This window comes from Cohnella nanjingensis (assembly GCF_014212125.1).
Taxonomy (GTDB): domain Bacteria; phylum Bacillota; class Bacilli; order Paenibacillales; family Paenibacillaceae; genus Cohnella; species Cohnella nanjingensis.
In genome coordinates this window covers 72,637-96,387 of sequence record NZ_JACJVP010000023.1, presented here as the reverse complement: position 1 = coordinate 96,387, position 23,751 = coordinate 72,637, and the positions used below count along the sequence as shown (strand labels likewise).

The 23,751-nt window shown below is 60.1% G+C and carries 24 protein-coding genes and 1 riboswitch; of the genes, 20 read left to right on the top strand and 4 right to left on the bottom strand.

The window, feature by feature from the left end; all coding sequences use genetic code 11:
• Positions 1 to 57: 57 nt before the first annotated feature.
• The 4 genes from H7C19_RS13320 (at position 58) to H7C19_RS13305 (ending at position 3,850) form a co-directional block, all read left to right on the top strand.
• Positions 58 to 1,023: a carbohydrate ABC transporter permease gene (locus tag H7C19_RS13320; protein WP_221469233.1), complete on the top strand. Its 966-nt coding sequence runs from the start codon at positions 58 to 60 to the stop codon at positions 1,021 to 1,023.
• 14 nt (positions 1,024 to 1,037) lie between these two features.
• Positions 1,038 to 1,871, top strand: coding sequence for a carbohydrate ABC transporter permease (locus H7C19_RS13315; protein ID WP_185143143.1), 834 nt, complete (start codon positions 1,038 to 1,040; stop codon positions 1,869 to 1,871).
• A gap of 1 nt (position 1,872) precedes the next feature.
• On the top strand, positions 1,873 to 2,613 hold the full coding sequence (locus H7C19_RS13310; RefSeq protein WP_185143142.1) for a tyrosine-protein phosphatase: 741 nt from the start codon (positions 1,873 to 1,875) through the stop codon (positions 2,611 to 2,613).
• 568 nt (positions 2,614 to 3,181) lie between these two features.
• Positions 3,182 to 3,850, top strand: coding sequence for a hypothetical protein (locus tag H7C19_RS13305; RefSeq protein WP_185143141.1), 669 nt, complete (start codon positions 3,182 to 3,184; stop codon positions 3,848 to 3,850).
• Here the strand turns inward: H7C19_RS13305 and H7C19_RS13300 are convergent.
• Entirely contained in the window at positions 3,847 to 4,524 is a 678-nt protein-coding gene (locus tag H7C19_RS13300) for a hypothetical protein (protein ID WP_185143140.1), read from the bottom strand. The two genes, H7C19_RS13305 and H7C19_RS13300, sit on opposite strands and share 4 nt — an antisense overlap.
• A gap of 161 nt (positions 4,525 to 4,685) precedes the next feature.
• A complete protein-coding gene (locus H7C19_RS13295) occupies positions 4,686 to 5,462 on the bottom strand; it encodes a CAP domain-containing protein (protein ID WP_185143139.1) in 777 nt (258 codons plus the stop codon).
• A gap of 6 nt (positions 5,463 to 5,468) precedes the next feature.
• A riboswitch (cyclic di-AMP (ydaO/yuaA leader) is annotated at positions 5,469 to 5,599 on the bottom strand.
• 376 nt (positions 5,600 to 5,975) lie between these two features.
• On the opposite strand from H7C19_RS13295, the gene H7C19_RS35485 reads away from it, so the two are divergent.
• The 9 genes from H7C19_RS35485 to H7C19_RS13250 all read left to right on the top strand — a co-directional run bounded on the left by H7C19_RS35485 (position 5,976) and on the right by H7C19_RS13250 (position 18,751).
• Positions 5,976 to 6,740, top strand: coding sequence for a response regulator transcription factor (locus H7C19_RS35485; protein WP_185143138.1), 765 nt, complete (start codon positions 5,976 to 5,978; stop codon positions 6,738 to 6,740).
• On the top strand, positions 6,733 to 8,544 hold the full coding sequence (locus tag H7C19_RS13285) for a cache domain-containing sensor histidine kinase (RefSeq protein ID WP_221469232.1): 1,812 nt from the start codon (positions 6,733 to 6,735) through the stop codon (positions 8,542 to 8,544). The genes H7C19_RS35485 and H7C19_RS13285 overlap by 8 nt, the downstream gene beginning before the upstream one ends.
• A gap of 249 nt (positions 8,545 to 8,793) precedes the next feature.
• Complete coding sequence (locus H7C19_RS13280) at positions 8,794 to 9,741, top strand: ABC transporter permease (RefSeq protein WP_185143136.1); 948 nt, start codon at positions 8,794 to 8,796, stop codon at positions 9,739 to 9,741.
• Positions 9,735 to 10,595, top strand: a complete 861-nt coding sequence (locus H7C19_RS13275; protein WP_376775357.1) for a carbohydrate ABC transporter permease — start codon at positions 9,735 to 9,737, stop codon at positions 10,593 to 10,595. Before H7C19_RS13280 ends, H7C19_RS13275 begins: the two co-directional genes overlap by 7 nt.
• A gap of 32 nt (positions 10,596 to 10,627) precedes the next feature.
• Positions 10,628 to 12,151, top strand: coding sequence for an extracellular solute-binding protein (locus H7C19_RS13270; protein ID WP_185143134.1), 1,524 nt, complete (start codon positions 10,628 to 10,630; stop codon positions 12,149 to 12,151).
• Positions 12,148 to 14,457: an FAD-dependent oxidoreductase gene (locus H7C19_RS13265; protein WP_185143133.1), complete on the top strand. Its 2,310-nt coding sequence runs from the start codon at positions 12,148 to 12,150 to the stop codon at positions 14,455 to 14,457. The genes H7C19_RS13270 and H7C19_RS13265 overlap by 4 nt, the downstream gene beginning before the upstream one ends.
• Positions 14,445 to 15,236, top strand: a complete 792-nt coding sequence (locus H7C19_RS13260; RefSeq protein ID WP_185143132.1) for an SDR family NAD(P)-dependent oxidoreductase — start codon at positions 14,445 to 14,447, stop codon at positions 15,234 to 15,236. Before H7C19_RS13265 ends, H7C19_RS13260 begins: the two co-directional genes overlap by 13 nt.
• Before the next feature lie 90 nt (positions 15,237 to 15,326).
• Entirely contained in the window at positions 15,327 to 16,502 is a 1,176-nt protein-coding gene (locus H7C19_RS13255) for a hypothetical protein (RefSeq protein ID WP_185143131.1), read from the top strand.
• Positions 16,499 to 18,751: a hypothetical protein gene (locus H7C19_RS13250; protein WP_185143130.1), complete on the top strand. Its 2,253-nt coding sequence runs from the start codon at positions 16,499 to 16,501 to the stop codon at positions 18,749 to 18,751. Before H7C19_RS13255 ends, H7C19_RS13250 begins: the two co-directional genes overlap by 4 nt.
• 142 nt (positions 18,752 to 18,893) lie before the next feature.
• On the opposite strand, the gene ku is transcribed toward H7C19_RS13250, so the two are convergent.
• Positions 18,894 to 19,832 carry a non-homologous end joining protein Ku gene (gene ku, locus H7C19_RS13245; protein WP_185143129.1) on the bottom strand — a complete coding sequence of 313 codons (939 nt, stop codon included), beginning with the start codon at positions 19,830 to 19,832 and terminating at the stop codon, positions 18,894 to 18,896.
• A 133-nt stretch (positions 19,833 to 19,965) separates the two neighbouring features.
• Between ku and H7C19_RS13240 the strand changes: the two genes are divergently transcribed.
• The 3 genes from H7C19_RS13240 (at position 19,966) to H7C19_RS13230 (ending at position 21,029) form a co-directional block, all read left to right on the top strand.
• Positions 19,966 to 20,133 carry a hypothetical protein gene (locus H7C19_RS13240; RefSeq protein WP_185143128.1) on the top strand — a complete coding sequence of 56 codons (168 nt, stop codon included), beginning with the start codon at positions 19,966 to 19,968 and terminating at the stop codon, positions 20,131 to 20,133.
• Entirely contained in the window at positions 20,130 to 20,312 is a 183-nt protein-coding gene (locus tag H7C19_RS13235; protein ID WP_185143127.1) for an H-type small acid-soluble spore protein, read from the top strand. The genes H7C19_RS13240 and H7C19_RS13235 overlap by 4 nt, the downstream gene beginning before the upstream one ends.
• 150 nt (positions 20,313 to 20,462) lie before the next feature.
• On the top strand, positions 20,463 to 21,029 hold the full coding sequence (locus H7C19_RS13230; RefSeq protein ID WP_185143126.1) for an FAD-dependent oxidoreductase: 567 nt from the start codon (positions 20,463 to 20,465) through the stop codon (positions 21,027 to 21,029).
• Between the two features lie 68 nt (positions 21,030 to 21,097).
• On the opposite strand, the gene H7C19_RS13225 is transcribed toward H7C19_RS13230, so the two are convergent.
• The gene (locus H7C19_RS13225) at positions 21,098 to 21,511 is read right to left on the bottom strand and encodes a DUF1259 domain-containing protein (protein WP_185143125.1); all 414 of its coding nucleotides are present in this window, start codon (positions 21,509 to 21,511) and stop codon (positions 21,098 to 21,100) included.
• Between the two features lie 148 nt (positions 21,512 to 21,659).
• Here H7C19_RS13225 and H7C19_RS13220 point away from each other — a divergent pair, with 148 nt between their 5' ends.
• From H7C19_RS13220 to H7C19_RS13205, 4 genes are all read left to right on the top strand, one after another.
• Entirely contained in the window at positions 21,660 to 21,860 is a 201-nt protein-coding gene (locus H7C19_RS13220) for a CsbD family protein (protein WP_185143124.1), read from the top strand.
• A gap of 174 nt (positions 21,861 to 22,034) precedes the next feature.
• Entirely contained in the window at positions 22,035 to 22,451 is a 417-nt protein-coding gene (locus tag H7C19_RS13215) for a GNAT family N-acetyltransferase (RefSeq protein WP_185143123.1), read from the top strand.
• Positions 22,448 to 23,245 (top strand): APH(3') family aminoglycoside O-phosphotransferase, encoded by a 798-nt coding sequence (locus H7C19_RS13210; RefSeq protein WP_185143122.1) that lies wholly within the window; start codon positions 22,448 to 22,450, stop codon positions 23,243 to 23,245. Before H7C19_RS13215 ends, H7C19_RS13210 begins: the two co-directional genes overlap by 4 nt.
• 26 nt (positions 23,246 to 23,271) lie before the next feature.
• The gene (locus H7C19_RS13205) at positions 23,272 to 23,736 is read left to right on the top strand and encodes an NUDIX hydrolase (protein WP_185143121.1); all 465 of its coding nucleotides are present in this window, start codon (positions 23,272 to 23,274) and stop codon (positions 23,734 to 23,736) included.
• Positions 23,737 to 23,751 lie beyond the last annotated feature (15 nt).

The window sequence follows — 23,751 nt, the reverse complement described above, 5'->3', positions numbered from 1 at the left end:
GGCGTCCCGTCCTACTGTCTTCTCGCTTTTTTAACCTACATGAAGGAGGAGTAAGCCATGAGCATGGAAGCGGCGTCCGCGTCTCTGCCGGCCTCCCCGCCCGCTCCGGTCGTCCGCGAGCGCAGAACGCGCCGTCGGCGTCTCGGACGGCTCAAGCCTTACCTGTATCTGCTCCCGGCGCTCTTGTCGATCGGCTATTGGATCTACCGGCCCCTCATTCAGACCTTCCGCCTGAGCTTGTACCAATGGAACTTGCTCCCGACATCCCCTCAAGTGTACGTAGGGACGCAGAACTTCGAGCGGCTGTTCCATCTGCCCGAGATAGGCAAGGCGCTGCTCAATACGTTGATCTACACGGTAGGCGTAATGCCGTTCTCGCTCCTCATCCCGCTCGTCATCGCCATCTCGACGGACAATATCGCGCCCAAGGCACGCAATCTGTACCGCGCGCTCATTTTCGTGCCGATGATCATGGCGCCGGTAGCCGTCTCGTCGGTCTGGCGCTGGATCATGCACCCGACGAACGGGATTCTGAACAAAACGCTGGATTCGGCGTTCCACCTCAGCGAACCGATTCGCTATTTTACCGACGAACACCTGGCCATCTGGTCGATCACCTTCATCACCGGCTGGAAGCTGATCGGCTTCAGCACGCTGATCTTCTCCGCGGCGATGACCGGCATCAACAAGGAATATCTGGAAGCCGCTCGCATGGACCAGGCGAACCGCTGGCAGATCATCCGTCACGTCATCCTGCCGCTGCTCAGCCCGAGCATCCTGTTCATGGCCATGCTCAGCACCTTGTTCGCATCGGAATGGAGCTTCACCTACATTAACGTGCTCACGCAGGGCGGGCCGCTCAGCGCGACGACGAACATCTATTACCTGCTCTGGACGTATGGCTTCAAGTCGTTCTCGGTGGGCTGGAGCTCCGCGGCGGCGGTGGTCGTCTTCGTCGGATTCGGCATCATCGCCTGGGGCTTTATGAAGCTGAACCGCAAACTGTCGTTCTTCGACGACTAGAAGGAGGGACAGGTATGGGACAACATGCACGCTTCAGACGCCTGAGCGCGACTGCCGTAGGCAAGCACGCGGTGCTGATCGCGCTCAGCTTTCTCGCCGTCTTCCCGTTCTACTGGATGATCGTCACGTCCTTCAAGCCGGAGACGGATATCTTCGGCTCCAGCTTGCTGCCCGCCCATTGGACGTTCCAGAATTACGTGCAAGCCTGGACGGCGATCCCGATGTCCAGAATGATGGCCAACTCGCTCCTGACGGCCGCTGCGCAGACGGTCATGCAGCTGCTCACGAGCATCCTGGCCGCCTATGCCTTTACGCGCTGGCAGTTCCGGGGCAGCAACTTGATCTTTACGCTGATCGCCCTGACATGGTTGGTGCCGTTCCAAGTGATTATGATCCCGAACTACGTCGTCATCTCGGGTTGGGGCTTGCGCGATACGCTGATGGGGCTTATCATCCCCAACATCGCCTCGGCGTTTGCGGTCATGCAGCTCTACGCGGCCTTTAAGTCGTTCCCCAAAGCGCTCATCGAGGCGGCGCATCTGGACGGCGCTTCCGATTGGGCGGTGCTATGGAAGATGATCTTCCCGAACCTTCGCGCCTCTATCGCTTCCATCGCGGTGCTGCTGTTCATCACCGGTTGGAACGATTACTTCTGGCCGCTTCTCGTGACGACGAAGCTCGAGCACTCGACCCTCCAGATCGGCCTGCAGATGTTCATGTCTTCCGACTCCAATCTGTGGGGACCGCTCATGGCGGCGACGACCGTCGCCAGCTTGCCGATTCTCGTGATCTACCTGCTCCTGCAGCGACAAATTATCGAATCCTTCGTGAAAGGCGGACTGCGCTAAAATGAACGCATTGACCCACGTACCCGAACGTCGCCTGATCGTGGAAGGCGCGTATAACGTCCGCGATCTCGGCGGCTACCCGACGGCGGACGGCCGGACGACCCGGTGGGGGCGGCTGTACCGGGCCGACGGCCTGCACAAGCTGACCGAGGCCGGTCAACAAGCCATTCTCGAACGCGGCGTCGCGGCCGTGGTGGACCTACGCCATGCGAGCGAGCTCGAGACGATGCCGAACGTGTTCGCGGACTCGTCCCGCGTCGCCTACCACAATGTCGATCTGATCAATCCTACGACCTCGGCCCGTCCTACGATCAAGAACTTGGGCGATATGTACGTGAACATGCTCGACGACTGCCAGCCCGCGCTGACCCGCATCCTGTCGCTACTCGCGGACAGCGAAGGTACGGCTGCATTGTATCACTGTACGGCCGGCAAGGACCGCACCGGCTTGGTATCGGCGCTGCTGCTCGATCTCGCCCGCGTTCCGCACGACGTGATCGCCGCGGACTACGCGCTGACGGCCGAGTGCCTCCTGCCGATCATGGACGAGCTGCGCCAAGGACGTCCGGAGCAGGTTCCGGCCGAGATGTACGAGAAGTTCCTGGGCTGCGACCCGGAGAACATGGAGCTGCTGCTGGCACACCTGGTTGCGCGTTACGGCGGCGCCGAGCGCTTCATGCTGGAGATTGGACTGACCGAGGCGCAAGTAGATGCGTTGAAGGCGAAGCTGTTGGGGGAGTGAGTCAACAGTTTGCCATCGCATTGCACGAGATTGAGGCGGAAGCGTTAAAGGCGAAATTGTTGGGGGAGTGAGTCAACAGTTTGCCATCGCATTGCACGAGATTGAGGCGGAAGCGTTAAAGGCGAAGTTGTTGGGGGAGTGAGGGGCTTTTGTAAGCCCTGGGCTAACCGTCCCTTTTTCGCGCGCCCCCTCCGGCAGGCGTATATGACGCCAAGAGGCGTTGTGCATCAGAACGCTGCACGATAAGTTACGCCGACTGACGGCATTTTGACTTCGTTCGTGGATTTCCCAATTTTGTGGACATTCATAATCCGCGCGTGTTACATTAAAGCTAATCGGATTACGCGCGTGAAGCACACGCCGCTTGTTTCCCTTAGGGAGCAGGCGGCGTTTTTGCGTTGCGGGGCGATAGCGCGAAGAGCGGGCGTTTATGCGTTGCGAGGCGATAACGCGAATAGTCGGCGTTGTTCGCTGCAAGACCATTTTATTTTTCGCTTGATTCGCGTTAACGTCGAGGTTTCGCCATGCTGTCCAACCCCAAATTTTCTTTAGGAGGAGGATACGAATAATGAGTGAATTCGATCGGTTGTTCGAAGCGTACGTCGAGGAGCAGAAGCGTTCCGCCGCCGGGCAGCGGCTGGAGATGCTGGGGCGGGATTTGACCGGCACGAAGAAGATGCTCGAAGTCGCGTTGCTGCCGGCGTTGAAGTCGTTCAACGGACTCGTCTTGGAGTACGAGATGATGAGTTTGTCCGGCATGCGGATCTACGTCGACGCGTTTTACATGCCATTGGGCTTGGCCTTCGACAGCGACGGGTATGTCTCGCACGGCGAGAACCTCACCCGGGACCGCTTCTCGTTCGAGCGGATGCGGGTACGGTCCATCGGCGTACAAGGGTATCGTTACTTTCCGTTCAGCTATGACGAGTTGGACAAGAAGCCCGAAGCCTGTCGCCGCTCGGTCTACGAGTTGTTGGGCAGATTCGGGAGCGCGCCGGGAGCTGCTCTCATGTCGCTGCCCGTTTACGAGCGAGAGCTCCTCCGTTTCGGATGGATGCGGGGCGGGAATCCGTTTACTTTAGCTGAGGCGTGTACGTGTTTGCAGCTTCGGGACGATACCACGAGAAAAATCCTGAAAGCAATGACTGGCAAAGAAATATTGCTTCCACTGGGCGTAGGAGGGCAACGAACGCACTCTTACAAACTGACGGACAAAGCAGATTTATATTTATACTAGTTAAGGGGGGGATTTTGGAGTGATATTGGTGACACCGGTAAATTTGATGACATCCATTTTTTTTGGAACGGTTGCGGCGTGTAACCCGAAAAAATCGGGTTGCAGCCGAGAATGCGCGCCTTTGGAGCGTGTAACCCGAAAAAATCGGGTTGCAGCCCCGAATGCGCCGCCTTTGGGGCGTGTAACCCGAAAAAATCGGGTTGCAGCCCGCGAATGCGCGCCTTTGCGGCGTGCAACCCGAAAAAATCGGGTTGCAGCCCCGAATGCGCCGCCTTTGGGGCGTGTAACCCGAAAAAATCGGGTTGCAGCCCGCGAATGCGCACCTTTGCAGCGTGCAACCCGAAAAAATCGGGTTGCAGCCCGCAAATGCGCACCTTTGCGGCGTGTAACCCGAAAAAAACGGGTTGCAGCCCGCGAATGCGCGCCTTTGCGGCGTGCAACCCGAAAAAATCGGGTTGCAGCCCCCGAAAGCGCGCCTTTGGATGCGTGTAACCCGAAAAAATCGGGTTGCAGCCCGCGAATACGCACCTTTGCAGCGTGTAACCCGAAAAAATCGGGTTACAGCCGCGAATGCGCCGCCTTTGGGGCGTGTAACCCGAAAAAATCGGGTTGCAGCCCGCGAATGCGCCGCCTTTGGGGCGTGAAACCCGAAAAAATCGGGTTGCAGCCAGCAAATGCGCCGCCTTTGCAGCGTGTAACCCGAAAAAATCGAGTTACACTCCCAAATTGCGGTTCGCCGCCGGGTGCAGCACCCGTGCCATCATACGAGCATAAAAAAAGAGCCGAACAGGGGGCCCTGTTCAGCTCTTCGCATGATGATCTAACGTATGATTGCTCAGCCCGTGAACTCTTGAACCCATTCGCCGTTGTAGTAAGCGACGCCGATCGACTTGAAGTTGCCGTTCAGGATGTTCGCTTTGTGGCCCGGGCTGTTCATCCAGGCGTTCATGACTTCGGTTGGCGTACGTTGGCCTTTGGCGATATTCTCGCCGGCATAGTTATAAGATACGCCGAATTGCTTCATCATATCGAATGGAGAGCCGTACGTCGGCGAGTTGTGGTCGAAGTAGTTGTTGTTATACATGTCTTTTGCTTTGGCCGTGGCGACTTGCGTCAGCTTGCTGTCCGTTTTAAGGGCGCCAAGACCGGCTTTGCCGCGTTCTTGGTTTACCAAGTTAACGACTTGAGCCGCATAATCCGACACTTGGGTGTTGGAGCCCGAACCTGCGTTGCCAGAGCCAGCCGAGCCGGAGTTGCCGGAGCCCGTAGAAGGCTTGGAAGGCGTAGTTGGCTTGGAAGGCGTCGTTGGTTTCGAAGGCGTCGTCGGTTTCGTCGGCGTAGTCGGTTTAGAAGGCGTCGTCGGTTGCGAAGGGATAACCGGCTTCGTCGTGATATTGCCGGAACCGCCTTGGAGCTGCGCCAGCAGAGACTGCCAATCGAAACCGAATTGGCCGGCGATTTGCGAGATTTGATCTTCATTAAGCGTATATGTGTAAACCTTTGCCGTGGTCGTCGGAGTGACGCTTGCCGCGGAAGCAGCCGCACCTACGGGAACGGACAGCGCCAGAACGAGTGCACTCGACAAAGCCAATTTACCGATGTTTTTCTTCATGAAGCGAATTCCTCCCTTTGTTTAGCCTGCGAGGTTAGCTGCCGGGTTAGGGTCAAGAGGCGCCCCCGCCGCTTGCGCGGCTTCACCCCACGAACTTGGTTCCCCCGTGCCCTGTCGGGCTTCGGCTCGGATGTCTCACATTCTAGCAGGTGGAATGCGCCGGTTCACGGCATAAAAAATGGTAGACTCCAGAAGCTGGGAGAGGATGAGGAAAGCCAAAAAGCGCGGAAATGACAAAAACCGCGCGATGTTGGGGTTTTTATACGAGCGGAGATGGATGGCTAGGTCGAAAGATGAGGTTTATTAAGCTTTTCTCAGCAAACGAAAAGCAGCGAAAAGCGCCGTTCAAAAAAATAGATGGTCTTTCATTGGGCTTGTTTATCCGTGGCTGCGCCGAGGATCGTTCATTTTCTGACGTTTTTGCGAAGCTTCAGCCTGTTCCGGCGCAAGGCGCTCCATATATAATGAAAATACTGAGCCATCATATCGCCCTGAGCGAACGGAGGGAGCGCCGTGAACCGGACGAAGGTTGTGATCGCGGACGACGAGGTGCCGATTCGGGAAAGACTGCGTCTGTTTGCCTGGGACCGGCACGGATTCGAGCTTGCGGGCGAAGCGCGTCACGGTCAGGAAGCGCTGGAGCTGTGCAGCCGGGTTCAACCGGGCATCGTCGTGACGGATATCGTCATGCCGATGATGAACGGCCTTGAGCTGACGGGCCGCCTGAAGGAAAGACAGCCGGAGCTCCAAGTGATCCTGCTTACCTGCCACCGCGAATTCGACTATGTCCACCAGGCGCTGGCGCTGGGGGCATGCGGCTATTTGCTGAAAGCGACTTACCGCGATCAAGACCTGCTGGATGCGCTCCGCAAGGCGAAGGAGCGACTTCCTCGACCGGAATCGTATCCGCTTACGCAGCCGTTCGAAGCGGATGCTTCTGCAGCGCCGGCAACCGGCGTGCGTTACGAAATCCGTCAAGCGCTCGCCTTCATGGAGAAGCATATCGCGGAATCGGTGGATCTGCAGAGCGCAGCCGCGCAAGTCGGATTGAGCCCGAACTATTTCGGGCTGCTGTTCCGCCGGGAGACGGGCGTCAGCTTTCATGAATATGTGAGGAGGAAGCGTCTCGAGCGGGCCGCCTACCTGCTTTGCAACAGCCATCTGAAGGTGTACGAGGTGGCGGCCGAAGCGGGTTTTTCGAATTATCGGTATTTTACGGACGTGTTTTATCAAGAATATGGTGAAAGTCCGCGAGAATATAGAGGCCGTCATGGGTAAACCAGGCGGCTTTTTCGCTCAGCCGTCCAAAACGGGAAATCGTGTCCGGTTCATCCGCCCTTCGGCGGGAAGTCTTGCGAGGCCGTTTCTTTCCAGCATGTTTTTCAAGCTGTTTTTGGCGCTCGCGACCGCCAGCCTGCTTGTCCTGTCGGGGCTGCTGTACAGCGCGCTGAGCAGCTCCCGGGAAGCGCTGATCCGGCAAAAGTCGGACGATATGACGCTGTTCATCGAACGGACCGGCCAATACCTCGATCTCTACGTGCAAAATATCCGCAATCTCCTGATCAACGTCTCGGCCAGCATTGACGGTCCTCTCATGGAAGACGACGAGGGACTGCGCAAGCTGCTGCAGGTTCAAATCGGGCGGAACAGCGGAATCGTTGCCGATTTGTTCGTCCTGCGCCATGACGGGACGGTGCTGTCCAGCAACCAGCTGATGTACGACGTCGTCGGCCATTCGGAGCTGACCCGGGTTTTTCGGATCGTCGACGAACATCCGGGGCTGATCAATTGGAGCGAACCGTACTACTCCCCGCTGCAGACGAGACGGACGATCGCCTTCGCGGTCGCCTTGAAGGACGGAACGGGCGCTTTGCTGGCGGAAGTGAACACGGCGCAGCTGACCTCGCGGCTGAATGAGCTGCTGTACGACTCCGGTCAGGGGTTTACGCTGTTTACGGGAAAAGGGAATATCGTCTCGGACGATCCCAAAAGCCAAATCGTCCCGTACAAGACCGGTACGCTGCCGCCCGAAATGGAAGACGATTTCGTCAAGGAGCTGACCGGTCTTCCGAACGGCATCAATCATATTCAAGGCAAAGGCGGACCGCTCATGGCCGTCAAAAGCGAGCGGAATCAGTTGGGCTGGTACCTCGTGGCTTTGACCGATGAACGGACGTTCCGCGCGATGGACGGAAGACTGTATGTACGCTTTATGATCCTCGGCTCGCTCTGGTTTTCCCTGCTTCTCGCTTTGACGTTGGCGATCAGCCGGCATTTCACGAAGCCGATCAACCGCCTTGCGCTCCAGATGGACCGGCTGCGCGGGGAGCGGGTAGCCTTGCCATTCCGCCAAAGCGAGCGCCGCGACGAGATCGGCCGGCTTTCCCGCAGCTTTTCTACCATGCTGGAACACATCCAGGAGCTGCTGCTGGCCGTGAAGATGACCGAGGAACGGAAGAAGGAGACCGAGCTGAAGCTGTTGCTCAGCCAAATCCGGCCGCATTTTCTGTATAATACGCTTGCCTGCATCAGCAGCCTAGCTTTGCAGCACCGCGTTGTCGAGGTGGACGAGACGATCCGCTCCCTCGTCAAGCTGCTAAGCTACAGTCTCGGAAGAAGCCAATTCGCGCCGCTGGAGGAAGAACTGCAGGCGCTGCGCCAATATATGCAGATACAGAACGTGAGATACGGAGACGCTTTCCGTCTGGTCGAGGAGGTGGACCCGTCGCTGCTGCCGGTGCCCGTTCCGAAGCTGATGCTGCAGACGCTCGTCGAGAATGCGATCTTTCACGGATTCGCGTCGAAAGGAACGGGCGTCGCCCGCGTCGGCGCCCTTGCGGAAGACGGCAGGCTGCTGCTGACGGTTTGGGACGACGGGGAGGGCATGACCCAAGCGCAGATTGAAGCGGTACTTACAGGCCTGCTTCATGATGAAGGCGGGCAAGCGCAACGGTCGGGAGGCATCGGCCTGGCCAACGTGAGGGAGCGCATCCGGCTCCACTACGGGCCGGAGTATGGGCTTCGGATCCAATCCGAGCCGGGGCGGTGGACCAAAGCGACGATCGAATTGCCTTTGCCGTAGGCGACGCAGCCTGCGGCTTTTTTACCATTTAGAATGTAAAAGTTTCACGCTTACCCATGTCTAAATGGTCTCGATAAAAACGTATCGCCCTCTTCCGAGGACGGCGAAGCCGTTTTTACTTGCGTATGCGCGTCGACTTCAAACTTCATCGGCAATCTGACGATTTCACGAGATCGATGTATATTTTCCGAGGGTCTGACTCCTATAAAATGGGACTATCGCGAGGCACCGCGGCAGAAAGGAGAACGTATGGAGAAAACGATCGCCGAAGCGAAGGCGCCAAACCTCGGAACCCGATGGAGGAGAAATGCGTGGAGATACCGCGCGCTGTATCTGATGATGATCCCCGGACTGCTCTATTACGCCATATACGTGTACGGACCGATGTACGGCGCGGTGATCGCGTTCAAGGATTACAACGTAACCAAGGGCATATTCGGCAGTCCGTGGGCGGATCCGTGGTATCGCTATTTCAAAATGTACCTGGATTCGCCCTACGCCTGGCAAACGCTGCGCAATACGCTGCTCATCAGCCTGTACAAGTTGGTTTGGGGGATGCCGCCCGGTATTATCCTCGCCATCATGCTGAACGAGGTGAAGCACAAATTTTTCAAACGGTTCGTGCAAACCGTCAGCTATTTGCCGCATTTTCTGTCCATGGTCATCATTTACGGCCTCGTCGTCGCGCTGTTGTCGCAAACGGACGGCCTCGTCAACCAATGGATTAAAGCGCTTACAGGCGAAAGCGTGCCTTTTCTGACCTCCACGGATTGGTTCCGGACGATTCTCGTCTCGACGGGGATCTGGCAGAATATCGGCTGGAGCGCGATCATTTACCTCGCCGCCTTCTCTAGCATCGACCCGTCGCTGTACGAGGCCGCCCGTTGCGACGGAGCGGGACGGCGCCGCATGATTTGGCACATCACGCTTCCGGGCATCCGCAGCGTCATTCTACTGCTGCTCGTGCTCCGGCTCGGCCACGTGCTCGACGCCGGTTTCGAACAAATCTACATTATGTACAACGTACACGTCTATCCGGTGGCCGACATTATCGACACCTGGGTGTTCCGGGTCGGGCTCGTGGATATGAATTTCAGTCTGGCGACGGCCGTCGGCCTGTTCAAGACGCTGATCGGGGTCGTCCTGATCGTCGGCGCGAACCGGCTGGCCAAGCGATGGGAGGGGTCCATTTGGTGACGGTCTGGAAGGATCGGCTCTTTCTGTCCGTCGTTTATATCCTCCTTGCGGGGCTCGTCGTCAGCGTTATCTTTCCCCTTCTGTACGTCATCAGCGTCTCCTTGACGCCTTACAGCGAAGTGCTGAAGCAGGGAGGGTTTCTCGTCTTCCCGCGGCACGTTACGCTCGCGGCGTACAAAGCGTTTCTCCGAGACGGCCTTATTCCGCACGCTTACGGGGTCACGGTGTTCATCACCGTCGTCGGGACGTTCGTCAATCTCGTGCTTACTTCGCTGATGGCTTACCCCTTGACCAAGAAATACTTGCCGGGCCGCAACGCGTTCCTCTTGCTGATCGTGTTCACGACGCTGTTCGGCGGCGGCATGATCCCGACTTATCTGATCGTCAAAGAAACGGGCCTTCTTGATACGGTCTGGGCGATGATCGTTCCGGGCGCGGTCGGCTCGTTCAATCTGCTCGTCATGAAGGCGTTCTTCGAAAATTTGCCGGAAAGCCTGGACGAGGCCGCCCGTATCGACGGAGCGGGAGAGACGGGCATCTTGCTGCGGATCGTGCTGCCGCTCTCGATGCCGATCATGGCGACGATCGGACTCTTCTATGCGGTCGGCCACTGGAACGAGTATTTCGCTGCGATCATTTACGTCAGCGACCGCAAGCTGCATCCGCTGCAGGTGATGCTGCAGGGCATATTGAGGGCCGGGCAAAGTCCGGAGATGAACATCGAGGAAACGATGCCTACGATTTCTTTGCAAATGGCCGCCGTCGTCTTGACCGCGCTGCCGATTGTCGTGATCTACCCTTTCATTCAAAAGCATTTTACGAAAGGCGTGCTGTTGGGCTCGGTGAAAGGTTGAGGGATAAAACGAAGCGAAAGGGGAGTTTGGCCATGCATCGAAAGTGGAGCGCCGGGATGGTTCTGTTTGCGGGCGTATGCTTGACGCTGGCAGGATGTTCGGGAGGTTCGGGCAATCCTTCGGCGAAGCCGCCGGCATCGTCTTCGCCCGGCCAGCCGGAAGCCTCGGCGCCGGTTCGGCAGGAACCGGTGAAGTTCACCGTGTTCATCCAGGGGGGCGGGGGCAACCCGCCGCAGGACAAAGACCCGATCATCCAGCAGTTGAACAAGGATCTGAACATGGCGATGGACTTCAATATCGGCGTGACGGAGTACGATCAGGTGCTGACCGCGAAAATTACCGGCGGAACGCCGCCCGACGTTTTCTCGGTCAATAAGTCGACGATCAAGCAGTTCGCGGATCAAGATCTGCTGCTTGACCTTGGACAATATCTCGACAAGATGCCCAACGTCAAGCAAGCGTATACGGAAACGGATCTGAACAAAGGCAAATACAAAGGGAAAATCTACGCGCTGGATAAGCGGCCGACCATCCCGATGCATACGTACTGGATTCGTTCCGATTGGCTCCGTAAACTCAACCTGCAGATGCCGAAGACGATCGAAGAGTTCAAGAACGTGCTGGTCGCCTTCACGGAACGAGACCCGGACGGCAACGGCAAAAAGGATACGTTCGGCTTGACGGGGGCCGATCTCCCGGCTTTCAGCGGCGTTTTTACGGCGTTCGGCGTGGCGAATCCGGGCAACTGGCAGATCAAGGACGACCAAGCCGTCTACTCGACGACGGAACCGGCCATGAAGACGGCGATCGGCTATATCGCGGATCTGATCCGGACAGGAGCCGTAGACCCGGAAGTTTTGACGAACCAGAATCCGCACGACAAAGCGTTCAAGGGGCAAGCCGGCATCATCTGGACCAACTGGCCGTCGATCAGCGTGGACGCGAAAATGAAGGTGTGGAAGGACATCAACCCGAACGCCGACTGGGTGCAAATGGATGCATTGACGGGACCGGGAGGGAAATTCCAGGGGATCTGGGACGCCGGCAACGTGCAAGGGATGATCGCCATTTCGAAGTCGCTGGAAAAAGAGCCCGACAAGCTGAACAAAGTGCTGGAATACCTCGATTACATTACCGATCCGGGTAAAGGCCAATTGACCGTGAATTACGGCATCGAAGGCACGCACTACAAAATGGAAAACGGCACAATCGTCGCGCTGCCGGCCATGGGCGATTTGGGTTACGCGTACCAGGAGCAGCTGACGGGCCGATCCGAGCAGGATTATTTGAAAGTCAAATTCGCGAACCAAGGGTCTTATATCGAATTCGCGATGAATCAGCCCCGGATTCCGGTGTACAGCTCTTTCGTGCCGCTGCCGGAGGGGGCGATCGCCGACGACCGCTACGAATATGAAGAGCTGGTCAAATTCATGTACGGGAAGCGTCCGCTGACGCAATGGGACGATTACGTCAAGACGCTGAATACCAAGTTCAACATCACGGCGCGCACGGCGGAAGCGGAGAGCGCGCTCAAGGAACTGGGATACGTGAAATGAGTGTGCCCGAAATCGCGCAAGGGAAAACCGGAGGTCGTCCGCGTACGGTCGAGGAGCATTACGAAGTGGTCGTTTGCGGCGGCGGATTGGCGGGCTTTTGCGCCGCCGTCGCCGCGGCCCGCCACGGCGCGCGGGTTTGTCTCGTACAGGACCGCCCGGTATTCGGCGGGAACAGCTCGTCGGAGATCCGGGTTCCTCCGCAGGGGGCGGCGAGCTTTCACGCTTACGCCCGCGAGACGGGCATCGTGTCGGAGCTTTTGATCGAGGAGCGGGCGCGCAACCATGAGAACCCGACCTTCGACAACGGCTATATCAACAGCGTCTGGGATCTGGTGCTGTACGACATGGCGGTGAAGACGCCGGGGCTCTCGTTCCGGATGAACGCGACGGTGACGGACGTCCGGATGCGCGACGAGCGGACCGTAGAAGCCGTGATCGCGCGGGTCGGCCATGCCGAGACGGTGCTGATCTTACGGGCCGAGACGTTCATCGACTGCACCGGGGACGGGGTCGTCGCCGCCATGGCAGGCTGCGAATGGCGAATGGGAACGGAGAGCCGGGACGCGTTCGGGGAGCCGCATGCTCCGGAGCTGGCCAGCAATGCGGTGATGGGCAGCTCGATTCATTTCAAAGCGAAGGACGTCGGTTATCCGGTTCCTTTCACGGCGCCGGATTGGGCCGTCCGATACGACGATCCGGATTTCTTCTACAAGCAGGGCAGATGGCCGGGCGATCCGCGCAGCGGGTACTGGTGGATCGAGCTGTCCGTGCCGTGGCATACCATTTACGACAACGAAGCGCTGCGTCATGAATTGACGCGGCACGTGCTCGGCGTATGGGACTGGATCAAGAACCGCGATCCTCGACTCAAGCAAGAGGCGGAGACGTACGCGCTCGACTGGATCGGCCAGGTACCGGGCAAGCGGGAAAGCCGGCGGATCGTCGGAGAATACTTCATGACCGAGCACGATCCGCTGCGGAAGACGATGTTTCCCGACGAGATCGCGTACGGCGGCTGGTTTATCGATCTGCACGAGCCGGGCGGACTGCTTGCGCCGTATAGCGAGAGATCCGCCAAGGAAGGGCATGACGGCGGCGCGTACATGGCCAGAAGCTATGTCGGGCCGTATGGCATTCCGCTTCGCATTCTGATCGCCAAAGAGAAACGCAACCTGATGATGGCCGGCCGCAACGTTAGCGTGACGCATGCGGCGCTCGGCACCGTGCGCGTCATGGGCACGACGGCGCTGATGGGCCAGGCGGCCGGCACGGCGGCCGCGCTGGCCGTACGATCCGGCATCCCCGTCCGCGAGGCGCCCGCGCGGCTGGTTCGGGAAGTGCAGCAGGCGCTATTGCGCAGCGGCTGCTTCCTGCCGAACGTCGTAAACGAGGACGCTTGCGATATGGCGAGGTCGGCGGACGTTCGCGCGAGCAGCGAAGCGCTCCTATCCGAGTGCGGACCGGGAGCGTCGGATGCCGCAGCGGCGGCCGAGCCGCTGGCGAAGCGGCGCGGCCAGTGGATCGCCGTCGGCGCGGACCGCATCGAGCGGTTGGACGTCTTTCTCGGCAACGATTCGGAAGAGGCGCAGCGCGTGGAAGCGCGCCTCTACGCGGTCCGGCATGTATGGGACTATCGGGTTGAGCCGGGCGAACCGCTCGCGGCGGCCGTTCTCGAGGTGCCGCCGGGAGGCCCGGGCTGGGTGGCATGGCCCGTCGGCCTGGATACGGCGGCGTGGAAGGGAAGCTACGTCCGGCTGGATTTGCTGGCGAATCCGAATGTCCGCTGGATTGCCGCAGGCGCCGTGGAGCCGGGTCACGTGAGCGCCTCCGAACTCGGCAACGGGCAGATGCGCCGTTTCGGCCAAGGGGCGACGATGGGCTTCCGCATCGATCCCGCCCAAGCCTGCTACGGCGCGGGAAACGTCCTCAGCGGCGTAACCCGGCCTTGCCGGTCGACGAACCTGTGGCGCTCCGATCCATCCTTGCCGCTCCCGCAATGGCTGGAGCTGTCATGGGCGGAGCCGGTCGCGATCGGGCTTGTCGAGCTGACGTTCGCCGGAAACCTGCTGCGCGACTATCGGAGCTATCCGGCCCTGTATCGCGATCCGCAATGCCCGAAGGACGTCGCGGTGGAGGTCTGCGTCGACGGCAGTTGGATCGAAGTCGGCAAGCTGATCGGCAACTACCAGCGCAGGCGGATCATCGCGCTGGAGGAGCCGGTGCAGGCCGGCCGGCTGCGGGTGACGGTTACGGCGACGAACGGCGATCCGTCGGCCGCCATCTATGAGATCAGATGTTACCGGTAGATAGGAAGGATCGGAGGGGAAAAAGCCTGAAGCCACTGGACGGGAAAGTCATTCTCGTTACCGGCTGCCTGGGGACCGCGGGCCGTTCCGCCGTGACGATGTTCCTTCGGAAGGGAGCCGTCGTATTCGGCTGCGACCGCAGGCCGATCGACGGTTCGTTGGAGAAGGAGGCGGCCCGGGCGGCAGGCGGGAAGGAGCGGTTCGCCTATCGGCAAGCCGATCTATGCGAGGAAGAGGAGGTCATGGGCGTGATGACGGAACTGGACCGCCGCTTCGAACGGCTGGACGGCACGTATCACAACGTCTATACGAACGTGTGGAAGCCGGCGCTCGAGCTGACGCTGCCCGAGTGGGACGAGACGATCCGGGGAACGCTGACGAGCACTTTTCTCGTCTGCAAGCACGCCCTTCCTCTCCTGATCCGCTCCGGCGGGGGCTCGATCGTCAATGCGTCGTCGATTCTCGGCCAGCTCGTGCAGCCCGGCTGTCTCGCCTACGGAGCGGCCAAAGCGGGCGTCAACCAGCTGACGCGCGTGCTGGCCGCCGATTACGCGGCGTACGGCATCCGCGCGAACGCGCTCGTTCCCGGCGATTTCAAGCCGGACGAAGCGCTGGCTCGGCAATCCGGACAGGAGAAAGAAGCGATGCGCCGGCACAGCTGGCTTGGCCGCAGCGGGCGGGCGGACGAGATCAACGAAGTCGCCGCGTTTCTGTTGTCGGATGCCGCGGCCTATGTGACGGGTGCGCTATATACGGTCGACGGAGGCTTTCACGTATGACGGCGAACGATTTTCTCGCGAGCATCACGCTCGGGATCCGATCTCCGAGCCGGAGACCGTCCGCGTGATGGAGACGGAAGGAGGCGGCTCGTGAACGAATACGGCGGAGAGCGGAAACGGGTAGCCGCGATCGTGACGGAGTACAGGCACAATTCCCATGCGGAAATGATCGTCGGGCGGCTGCTGGGGGATTTCGGCTATCATCCGCGGGTGGAAGTGGCGACGATATACACGGACCAGGTGCCTGAAGGCGATTTGAGCCGGGCGGCGGCGGCCGAACATGGCATCCCGATTTGCGCGACGATCGGCGACGCGGTGCTTGCCCCGCACGCCGGGGGACCGGTCGACGGCGTCATACTCATTGGGGAGCATGGCGATTATCCGGTCAACGAGAAAGGGCAGATGCTTTATCCGAGGCGCCGATTCCTAGAGGAAACGCTAGCCGCGCTGGATCGGGCGGGACGGACGGTTCCGATTTTCTCCGATAAGCATTTGTCTTGGCATTTCTCCGACGCCCGGTGGATGTACGATCAGCTGAAAAAACGCGGCATCCCGTTTCTGGGCGGCTCTTCGATCCCCCATGCCGACCCGATTCCGGCTTACGATCCGGAAGTCCTGTGCGGCGTAAAGGACATCTTCGTCGTCAGCTCGGGAGGGCTCGAAGCGTACGGCTTTCACGCCGCCGACGTGCTGCAGTCGCTCGCGGAGCGGAGAAAGGGCGGGGAGACCGGCATCCGCTCGGTGCGACTGATGGGCGGCGCCGAAATGGCCGTGCCAATCGGCAGGCATGGAGAGGCATGGGCGGCGATGGACCGCGGGGAATGGCCGGAAGAGCTGCTCCTTGCGGCGCTTCGCGCTTTTCCCGGCTTGCCGCTCGTTCATCCGAGAACGGCGGAGCCGGATCCGGCGCTATTCGTGTATGAATACGCGAACGGGACCACCGGATACGTCCTTCAATTCCAGCGGCTGATCGAACAATGGGGCTTTGCCTGCCGCGACCGTAGAGGGCATGTGACGGCCTCGAGACTCGACAGCGGCCTCGAAAGGCCATTCGGTCATTTCGAGCGGTTGACCCGCTTCATCGAGCGACTCATCCTGACCGGGCGACCGCCGTTTCCGATGGAACGAACGCTGCTATCCACCGGGATGATCAACCTGGCCATGGAGTCGCTGCATGCGGGGAGGAAGCTGGAGACGCCGGAGCTCGCCATCGCCTATGCCCGCGCGGAAGCCGATTTGGATGCCACAGGGGAGGTTGACGAATGAAAAGCAATCTATGGGCGGGAATCCCGGAGACGCACATTCGTTTCGTGAAGCTGCCGAACGAGCGGGGGCATAATGCGGTTTGGGACTTCAAGCGCTCGCCCGACGGCCGGTTCTATCTCAGCATTTGCGGAGAAAACGAAAAGCCGCTTACCGCTTTGCTGTACGAATACGATCCGGCGACGGGCGGATTGCGGCTGATCTTCGACGTGGCGAAGGTTTGGATCATCGATCCGGAACAGATGCCGCCGAGCAAAATCCATACGAGCATCGATTTTTTGCCGGATGGAAGGCTGATCATGGCCACCCACAACACGGCGCCGGCTCCCGGCCACAAGCAATGGATGTTCGAGCAGCATTACGAGCATCCATGGGAAGGATACCCCGGTTCCATCCTGATGATCGTCGATCCCGACACGAACGCGGTTCAGGTGAGAGGCATACCGGTACCGAGGGAAAGCATCTACGGGGGCATGCTCGGGCGCGATCCGCGGTATTATTATTTTTTGGGCTACATGCGCGGGCACTTCTACAGACTGGATTTGGAGACGAACGAGGTGAGGGACTTCGGAAAGGTGTCGGAGTTTTCTTCCTGCCGTTTGGCGAAGGACGATAAAGGGCGTTTGTACGGAAGCTCCTATACGGGCGGTTTGTGGCGGTACGATCCGGATACGGACGAGATCGAGGATTTGAGGGATCGGTTTCGGTCGCCGAACGGAACCAAGCATCGGAGACAATTCATCTTCGCGCTGCATTCCCCCAGAAGCACGTTGTTCCTCGCGGACAACCTGGACGGGGAAATGCTCGAACTTCACCCTGAAACGCTGGAAGTGACGAGGCACGGTCCGATACATCTGCCCGAACAGCGACTGGCCAACGCTTACGGCATCGGAGGACTCGAGGCCGACGAGCAATTCGTGCTCTACTACGGGTTGAAAACGTACGAGGCTGACTACTGCCCGATCCGGCTCGTCCGATGGGACATCCTGAACGGCGGCTTGCCGGAAAACTTAGGGCTCGTCTCGCCGGGCGGGAAGGATTCGCAGTACATTTGCGAAATGATTTTCGGCCCTGACGGTTGGCTACACATGGTGGACGTTTGCGGGGCGTTTTCGCCGTATATCGTGGCCGTCGATGTCAAAAGCCTGCGGCCGCCGGAGGAGGACGCGCCGAGCCTTGCGCTTGCGCCGTACGCCGAGCCGGACTGGAACGGCGTCGGGCGCGCCGCGTTCATGCATATCGAGGCCGACGCGGTTCGCACGCTGCCGCTTCATCAGCATATGGATTGGCGGGATACGGCGGTGGCGCATATGCGGGCATGGAAGGGGACGACGTACGCGATCGGCGGCGATCGGCAGGTCACCTTGACCGCTTTCGACGCAGCCGGCGAAGAGCCGCTGCGCATGGCCGTCGTCTACGGCGGAGGAGGACCGGTATCGTGCATAGACGCAGGAGACCGATGTGCGGCTGTGCTGACGGCGGACGGGCGGCTCGCAGTCATCGATTTGGAAGACGGGAATTGCGTCTCCTGCAAGCCCGTGCCGGACGGTGTCCGGCTTACCAAGCTTCATGACGCGCAGGGCGGGGGAGGAGACTTGCTGGCCAGCGACCGGGAAGGAACGTTGTATGTCTGGGACGTCTATGCGGACCGCGGTCAGTTAAGACCGCTGGAGAACATTCGCCTCGCGACCGAAGATTCGCACGTCGTCCGGCTGGAAAATCGGAGACTCCTGCTCTCCGGCCGCGACGACGAACTCATCGTCTACGATATAGGTCTTATGCGAGCGGAGAAGCTGTCCGTTCAAGCCGCATCGATCCGGGGCAGGGCGTTCCGGGCGGCTTTAACGGGAGGCGCCGTGCTGGAAGGCGGGACGGTCGTTCTCGGCACGCATGACGGCATGCTGTTCACCCTGTCGCCGGATTTGCGGCAGCGAACCGTATATGGCCGGCTGTATGCGAGCGGACAGCTTCGCGGCTTCGTCAAGCGGAACGGGAGGGAAGTGCTTGGCATCTACGGCGGGGCAAGGGACGCCGGCCACGTGTTCCATTTCTCGCAAGACCGCGGGTTCGTCGATTGGGGCCGGCCTCGCGTGATCAAAGACAATGACGAGCTGCGGGACATCGAAACGGAATGGGCCCATATCCACTACTTATCCTGTCTGGCGTATTCGGAAGCGGACGATTGGCTGAGCGTGGCATCCGGGGAACGATACGGGTGCATCGTCCGGTACCGGGGGATGAGGGGGATTTGACGCTCGATCCGGGCGGCGTCATTCAGGCGGGGACGCAGAAAGGCGTCGTGCTCGGAGATGCCCCCTGTTAAGAACACCAGGAAGACGCTGGCTGCCATGGCTGGCGTCCTGATGAACTGAATTTAGCAGCGTGTCGTCGACCTTAAGGCTCCTTCGGCTTGCGGGCGCGCGGGCCCCCCGCCTTCGGCCCGGCCGGTGCGGCGCCGCTCTCGCCCCCTGCGGCAGCGGCCGGCTCGGTCTTCTTGGCGCGCGCGCTTTTTTTCTTGGCCGCGCCTTCGCCCGGATCCGTCGCGATCGCGCTTGCGGGCGTCTTGACGGCCTCGAGGCTCGCCTGGAGCGCCGCCATCAGGTCGATGACGTTCGTCCGCTCCGCCGCCGGCGCGGTTACGACGTCTACGCCCTGACCCGCTACCTTGCGCTGGATCGCATCGAGCATCGCGATGCGGTAATCGTCCGTGTACTTCTCCGGCTCGAACGGCGTGGACAGCTGATCGATCAGCAGCTTGGCCATGTTCAGCTCCCGGTCGTTCACCTGAAGATTCTGCGGCAGATTAGGCACGGCAGAGATGGCCCGAATCTCGTCGGGATAGAACATCGTCTCCATGCAGATGCAATTGTCCACGCAGCGGATCGCGGCCAGGCTGCTCTTGCTGCGGATGGCGACCTTCGCGATGCCGATCCGCCCGGACTGGCGCATCGCCTCGAGCAGCAGCCCGTAGGCGCCGGCTCCGGCCTGATCGGGCGACAGATAGTACGTCTTCTGATAGAACATCGGATCGATCTCTTCCAGGGCGACGAAGTCCAGAATTTGAATCGTACGCGTATTCTCCGGCTTCACCGCCTCCAGTTCCTCGTTCTCGAACAGCACGAAGCGCCCTTTCTCGTACTCGTAGCCGCGGGAGATCTCTTCCCACTCCACGGCTTTCTCGCAATGCGGGCAGCTGCGCGTATACGCGATCGGAGTGCCGCACGGTTTGTGAATGTACCTTAAATGCACGTCTTTGTCCTCGGTCGCGGTGAACATCTTCACGGGCACGTGGACGAGGCCGAAGCTGATGGCGCCTTTCCAAACGGTATGCATGGCGGGGATCCGCTCCTTTTTCGCAGGGATGTTATAGTCAGGGTGCCCCGCGCGCATGCAAAAAACCCGTCCGGGGCATATTGAAAAGGACTGATCCGACCTCGAACAATCCCATACGGACGGAGGCATGAAGATGACCGAGCTCGACAACGGCGATACGCGCTACGAAGGCCGGGAAGACTACGACATGGACATCGACCGCATGATCAACGAGGGCTTGGGCGGCGGACAAGTAACCAAGCATAACGGCCTTATCGAGGAGACGACGACGCATACGATGAAGGAGGACGGCGGGCTATGAACGCGGAACGCGCGCAGCAGATTTATGAATCGGCGGATACGATCGCGGTCGAGCTGGAAGGCGAGTCGGTGTGGATCGAGAACGTAGACGAAGCGAACGGCATGGCGACCGTGCAGGTCGGCCCTAAACCGATTAACACGAAGACCGTCTCGGTGGATCGCCTGAAGGAAACCCGTTGACTTAGGCAGGGCGAGTCGAAACCGATGCGAACGGGGCGAGCGCATCGCCTCGTCTATCGCGGTTCTTCTTTTTTTTGGAAACGCTCCATTCGGATGGTATAATAAGGCGGAAAGCGGACTTATCCATCGCTGAAGGGAGAGAAGTGTATCATGTATGACGTAGCGATTATCGGCGCCGGACCGGCGGGCGCGAGCGCGGCGATCTTCACGGCCAAGGCGGGCAAGAAGACGCTGGTCATCGACAGCGACCAGAGCATCACGAAGCGGGCCTGGGTCGAGAACCATTACGGCGTCGAGGGCATCTCCGGTCCGGATCTGGTGGATACGGGCAAGCGGCAGGCCGCCAAGTTCGGCGCGGAATTCGTCCAAGCCAAGGTTACCCGTCTGACGGCCGGCGACGGCTTCATCACGATCGAGACGGACGACGGCACGCACGAGGCGCAGCATGTCATTCTCGCCACGGGGCTGTTCGCGGATTTGGCGGAAGCCAGCGGCGTTCGGACGAAGCCGGGCACCGAGCCGCGGATCAAGACGGTGGTGGATGCCACGCCGGAAGGCAAGACGAGCATCGACAACATCTGGGCGGCCGGTACGGCGGCGGGCATCAGCGTGCATACGATCATCACCTCCGGCGACGGCGCCAAAGTGGCGATCAACGTCCTCAGCGAGCTGAACGGCGAGCGTTACGTCGATCATGACGTCCTGAAGCAAGCCTAACGCAGACACGGATTATTATTGTTAGCTCAAGCAGAAGACCATCCGTCGAGGATGGTCTTCTTCGGCATTTATTCGTGCTCCGGGACCGGGTAGGTGCGCAAGACGGTGAAGGCGTTCGCCAGCTTCTGCGCGAAGTGGAGGGGAGGCTCGACCGACTGCAGATGGATGTACAGCAGTTCGGGCTCGGTATAGAGCCAATGGTTGTGCAGCGCGGTCACGTTAAGCCCTTGCCGGGAGACGGACTGCGTAAAAGCGGGCACCTCTTCCGGCAAGAGGGCGATCTCGGACAGATTTAACGCGCGTCCGTCCGGACCGAGCGATTCGAATTGCGCCTCCGCAGACGCGACCGAGACGCTCGGCCGGCCTTGTACGAGAACCGGAAAGCCCCGGTTAAGCGATACGGAGCAGACGCCTCGGGTCAGCCGGCTCTTGCCCCGGAGCAGTTGGCCGAACTGCCGGCAGATCGAATGGATATCCTCCATCGATTGATTTCACTCCTTTTTTCGCTGGGTCGTATAGCGTATTCGCCCATTCCGATTGGGGTTCCCGCAGTCGGCATGATTGCCGAACGGACGGCGGGGGTAAGAGAGAGTGAACGAGAGATTCCCCATCCGAGAGGAGAGATTCGGCATGAACCACGCGAATGATGGCATGAGCGATAAAGTCAAAGGCGCCGTGAACAAAGCGAAGGGCGAGGCCAAAGATCAATGGGGCAACGCGACCGACAATCCGAAGCTACAGGCGGAAGGCAAGTGGGACAAAGCCAAAGGCGAGGTGCAGCACCGCATCGGCGAATGGAAGGAAGCCCGCGAGGAACGTTCCGGACGTTAAAACGATAAGGAAGCGGTGTGGGAGAGTCCGGACGGGCTCTCTTTTTGCGTGTATTCATGCCGTTCGGGGGGCTGTCGGATTAGCCGCGCGCTGCCGCGCGTTCGTCCGTTTCGCCTGTTTCCTAATGGCCGAATCTGGGCTATGATGGGAAAAAGAGTTGGGGGGGACAAGACGATGCGGCATGCGGATTACGGGGATTACTTCATCAGCGACGACAAACGGCGGCTCGACGAGGACACGATCGTCGCCTTTCTCTCACGTAGCTATTGGGCCGACAAACGCTCGGCGGAGCGGACGCTGAAGTCGATCGCGAATTCGCGATGCTACGGCGTATTCGCAGCGGACCGGGGGCAGATCGGATTCGCGCGCGTCATCACCGACGGCGCCACGATGTACTATCTTTGCGACGTCTTCGTGGACGAGGCCTGGCGCGGGAAGGGCGTCGGCAAAAACCTGGTCGCCTTCATCGTGGAAGCCGAGGAGCATCAAGGTATGTCCGGTTTGCTGGCGACGAAGGACGCGCATGGTCTCTACGAATCGTACGGCTTCGTCCGCGACAGCGAGGCGTACATGAGGAGGCCGCCCCAATGATCGATCCGCAGGGGCTGCAGCTGCCTGCCAAGCTGTCGGAACGGCTGAAGGACAGCGACCTGACGCCGAACCAAGTCGGGCAATCCGGCGCATCCGTCTACCGGGTCGATCGCGTCGGGGGGACGAACGCGTCCGCCTATCTGAAGGTAGCGCCGTCGTCCTGGCATGCCGGACTACAGTCCGAAGCCCAGGCGCTGAGATGGCTGCAGGGCCGATTTCCCGCGCCGCGGGGGCTGCACTTCGAGACCTTCGAAGGCTGCGACTACCTCCTCATGACGGAACTCCCTGGCCGCGACGGCTCGGACACGGAGCTGCTGGCGGAGCCCGAAGCGATGGTCCGTCTCTATGCCGAGAGTCTCAAGGCGCTGCACGCCCTTGACATCCGGGACTGCCCGCTCGATCAGCGGCTGGAGAAGAAGCTGTACGCCGCATGGCGGATCGTGCGCGAAGGGCTCGCGGACGACGACGTGGAAGCGGAGAACGCCGGCCGCACGCCGGACGATATCTACGCCCAACTGCTCCGGGACCGGCCGGCGACGGAGGACCTGGTCTTCGCGCACGGCGATTACTGCATGCCCAACCTGATCATCTCCGAGGGTGTACTGTCGGGCATGATCGATCTGGGGAGAGCGGGCGTGGCCGACCGGTACCAGGATATCGCGCTAGCCATTCGCAGTCTCCGGCACAACTTCGGATCGGACGCGTACGCGGAACTATTCGCGGCGTCCTATGGCTTGGCGGAGCTGGATCGCGAGAAGGTCGACTACTACATCCTGCTGGATGAGCTATTCTGATGGATGGATAGGGGAGAGAGAAACGTATGCGCAATCCGATATTCTACGGTTCCGTACATCTGTTGTTCTACCGGGACGAAGACCGCGAGACGCTGCTGCTGAAGCGGCAGAACACCGGCTTCGCGGACGGGCTGTGGAGCGTCGTGGCCGGCCGGATCGACGGGCGGGAGGAAGTGATCGCCGCCGCGATCCGGGAGGCCAAGGAGGAGGCGGGCGTCGTGATCGCGCCGGCGGACCTTGAAGTGACGGGCGTCATGCACCGGCGAAACGGGCAAACCGAATGGATCGACTTTTACCTGAAGGTACGGATGTGGAGCGGGGTGATCGCGAACATGGAGCCGCACAAGTGCGAGGAACTGCGCTGGTACCCGGTCGACGCGCTGCCCGAGGAGATGGTGCCGTACGTTCGCGCCGCCGTCCTCCGCGAAGACCGGTCGCTCTGGTTCGAGAGCTACGGCTGGGCGCCCTCGCCGACCGCCGCGAACGAATAATCCGGGCCCGTCCCG

Excerpts from the sequence above, each read along its gene's own strand:
- H7C19_RS13320 (WP_221469233.1), top strand. The coding sequence starts at position 58 with ATGAGCATGGAAGCGGCGTCCGCGTCTCTGCCGGCCTCCCCGCCCGCT.
- H7C19_RS13315 (WP_185143143.1), top strand. The coding sequence starts at position 1,038 with ATGGGACAACATGCACGCTTCAGACGCCTGAGCGCGACTGCCGTAGGC.
- H7C19_RS13310 (WP_185143142.1), top strand. The coding sequence starts at position 1,873 with ATGAACGCATTGACCCACGTACCCGAACGTCGCCTGATCGTGGAAGGC.
- H7C19_RS13305 (WP_185143141.1), top strand. The coding sequence starts at position 3,182 with ATGAGTGAATTCGATCGGTTGTTCGAAGCGTACGTCGAGGAGCAGAAG.
- H7C19_RS13295 (WP_185143139.1), bottom strand. The coding sequence starts at position 5,462 with ATGAAGAAAAACATCGGTAAATTGGCTTTGTCGAGTGCACTCGTTCTG.
- H7C19_RS13285 (WP_221469232.1), top strand. The coding sequence starts at position 6,733 with ATGGGTAAACCAGGCGGCTTTTTCGCTCAGCCGTCCAAAACGGGAAAT.
- H7C19_RS13280 (WP_185143136.1), top strand. The coding sequence starts at position 8,794 with ATGGAGAAAACGATCGCCGAAGCGAAGGCGCCAAACCTCGGAACCCGA.
- H7C19_RS13270 (WP_185143134.1), top strand. The coding sequence starts at position 10,628 with ATGCATCGAAAGTGGAGCGCCGGGATGGTTCTGTTTGCGGGCGTATGC.
- H7C19_RS13265 (WP_185143133.1), top strand. The coding sequence starts at position 12,148 with ATGAGTGTGCCCGAAATCGCGCAAGGGAAAACCGGAGGTCGTCCGCGT.
- H7C19_RS13260 (WP_185143132.1), top strand. The coding sequence starts at position 14,445 with ATGTTACCGGTAGATAGGAAGGATCGGAGGGGAAAAAGCCTGAAGCCA.
- H7C19_RS13250 (WP_185143130.1), top strand. The coding sequence starts at position 16,499 with ATGAAAAGCAATCTATGGGCGGGAATCCCGGAGACGCACATTCGTTTC.
- ku (WP_185143129.1), bottom strand. The coding sequence starts at position 19,832 with ATGCATACCGTTTGGAAAGGCGCCATCAGCTTCGGCCTCGTCCACGTG.
- H7C19_RS13240 (WP_185143128.1), top strand. The coding sequence starts at position 19,966 with ATGACCGAGCTCGACAACGGCGATACGCGCTACGAAGGCCGGGAAGAC.
- H7C19_RS13235 (WP_185143127.1), top strand. The coding sequence starts at position 20,130 with ATGAACGCGGAACGCGCGCAGCAGATTTATGAATCGGCGGATACGATC.
- H7C19_RS13230 (WP_185143126.1), top strand. The coding sequence starts at position 20,463 with ATGTATGACGTAGCGATTATCGGCGCCGGACCGGCGGGCGCGAGCGCG.
- H7C19_RS13225 (WP_185143125.1), bottom strand. The coding sequence starts at position 21,511 with ATGGAGGATATCCATTCGATCTGCCGGCAGTTCGGCCAACTGCTCCGG.
- H7C19_RS13220 (WP_185143124.1), top strand. The coding sequence starts at position 21,660 with ATGAACCACGCGAATGATGGCATGAGCGATAAAGTCAAAGGCGCCGTG.
- H7C19_RS13215 (WP_185143123.1), top strand. The coding sequence starts at position 22,035 with ATGCGGCATGCGGATTACGGGGATTACTTCATCAGCGACGACAAACGG.
- H7C19_RS13210 (WP_185143122.1), top strand. The coding sequence starts at position 22,448 with ATGATCGATCCGCAGGGGCTGCAGCTGCCTGCCAAGCTGTCGGAACGG.
- H7C19_RS13205 (WP_185143121.1), top strand. The coding sequence starts at position 23,272 with ATGCGCAATCCGATATTCTACGGTTCCGTACATCTGTTGTTCTACCGG.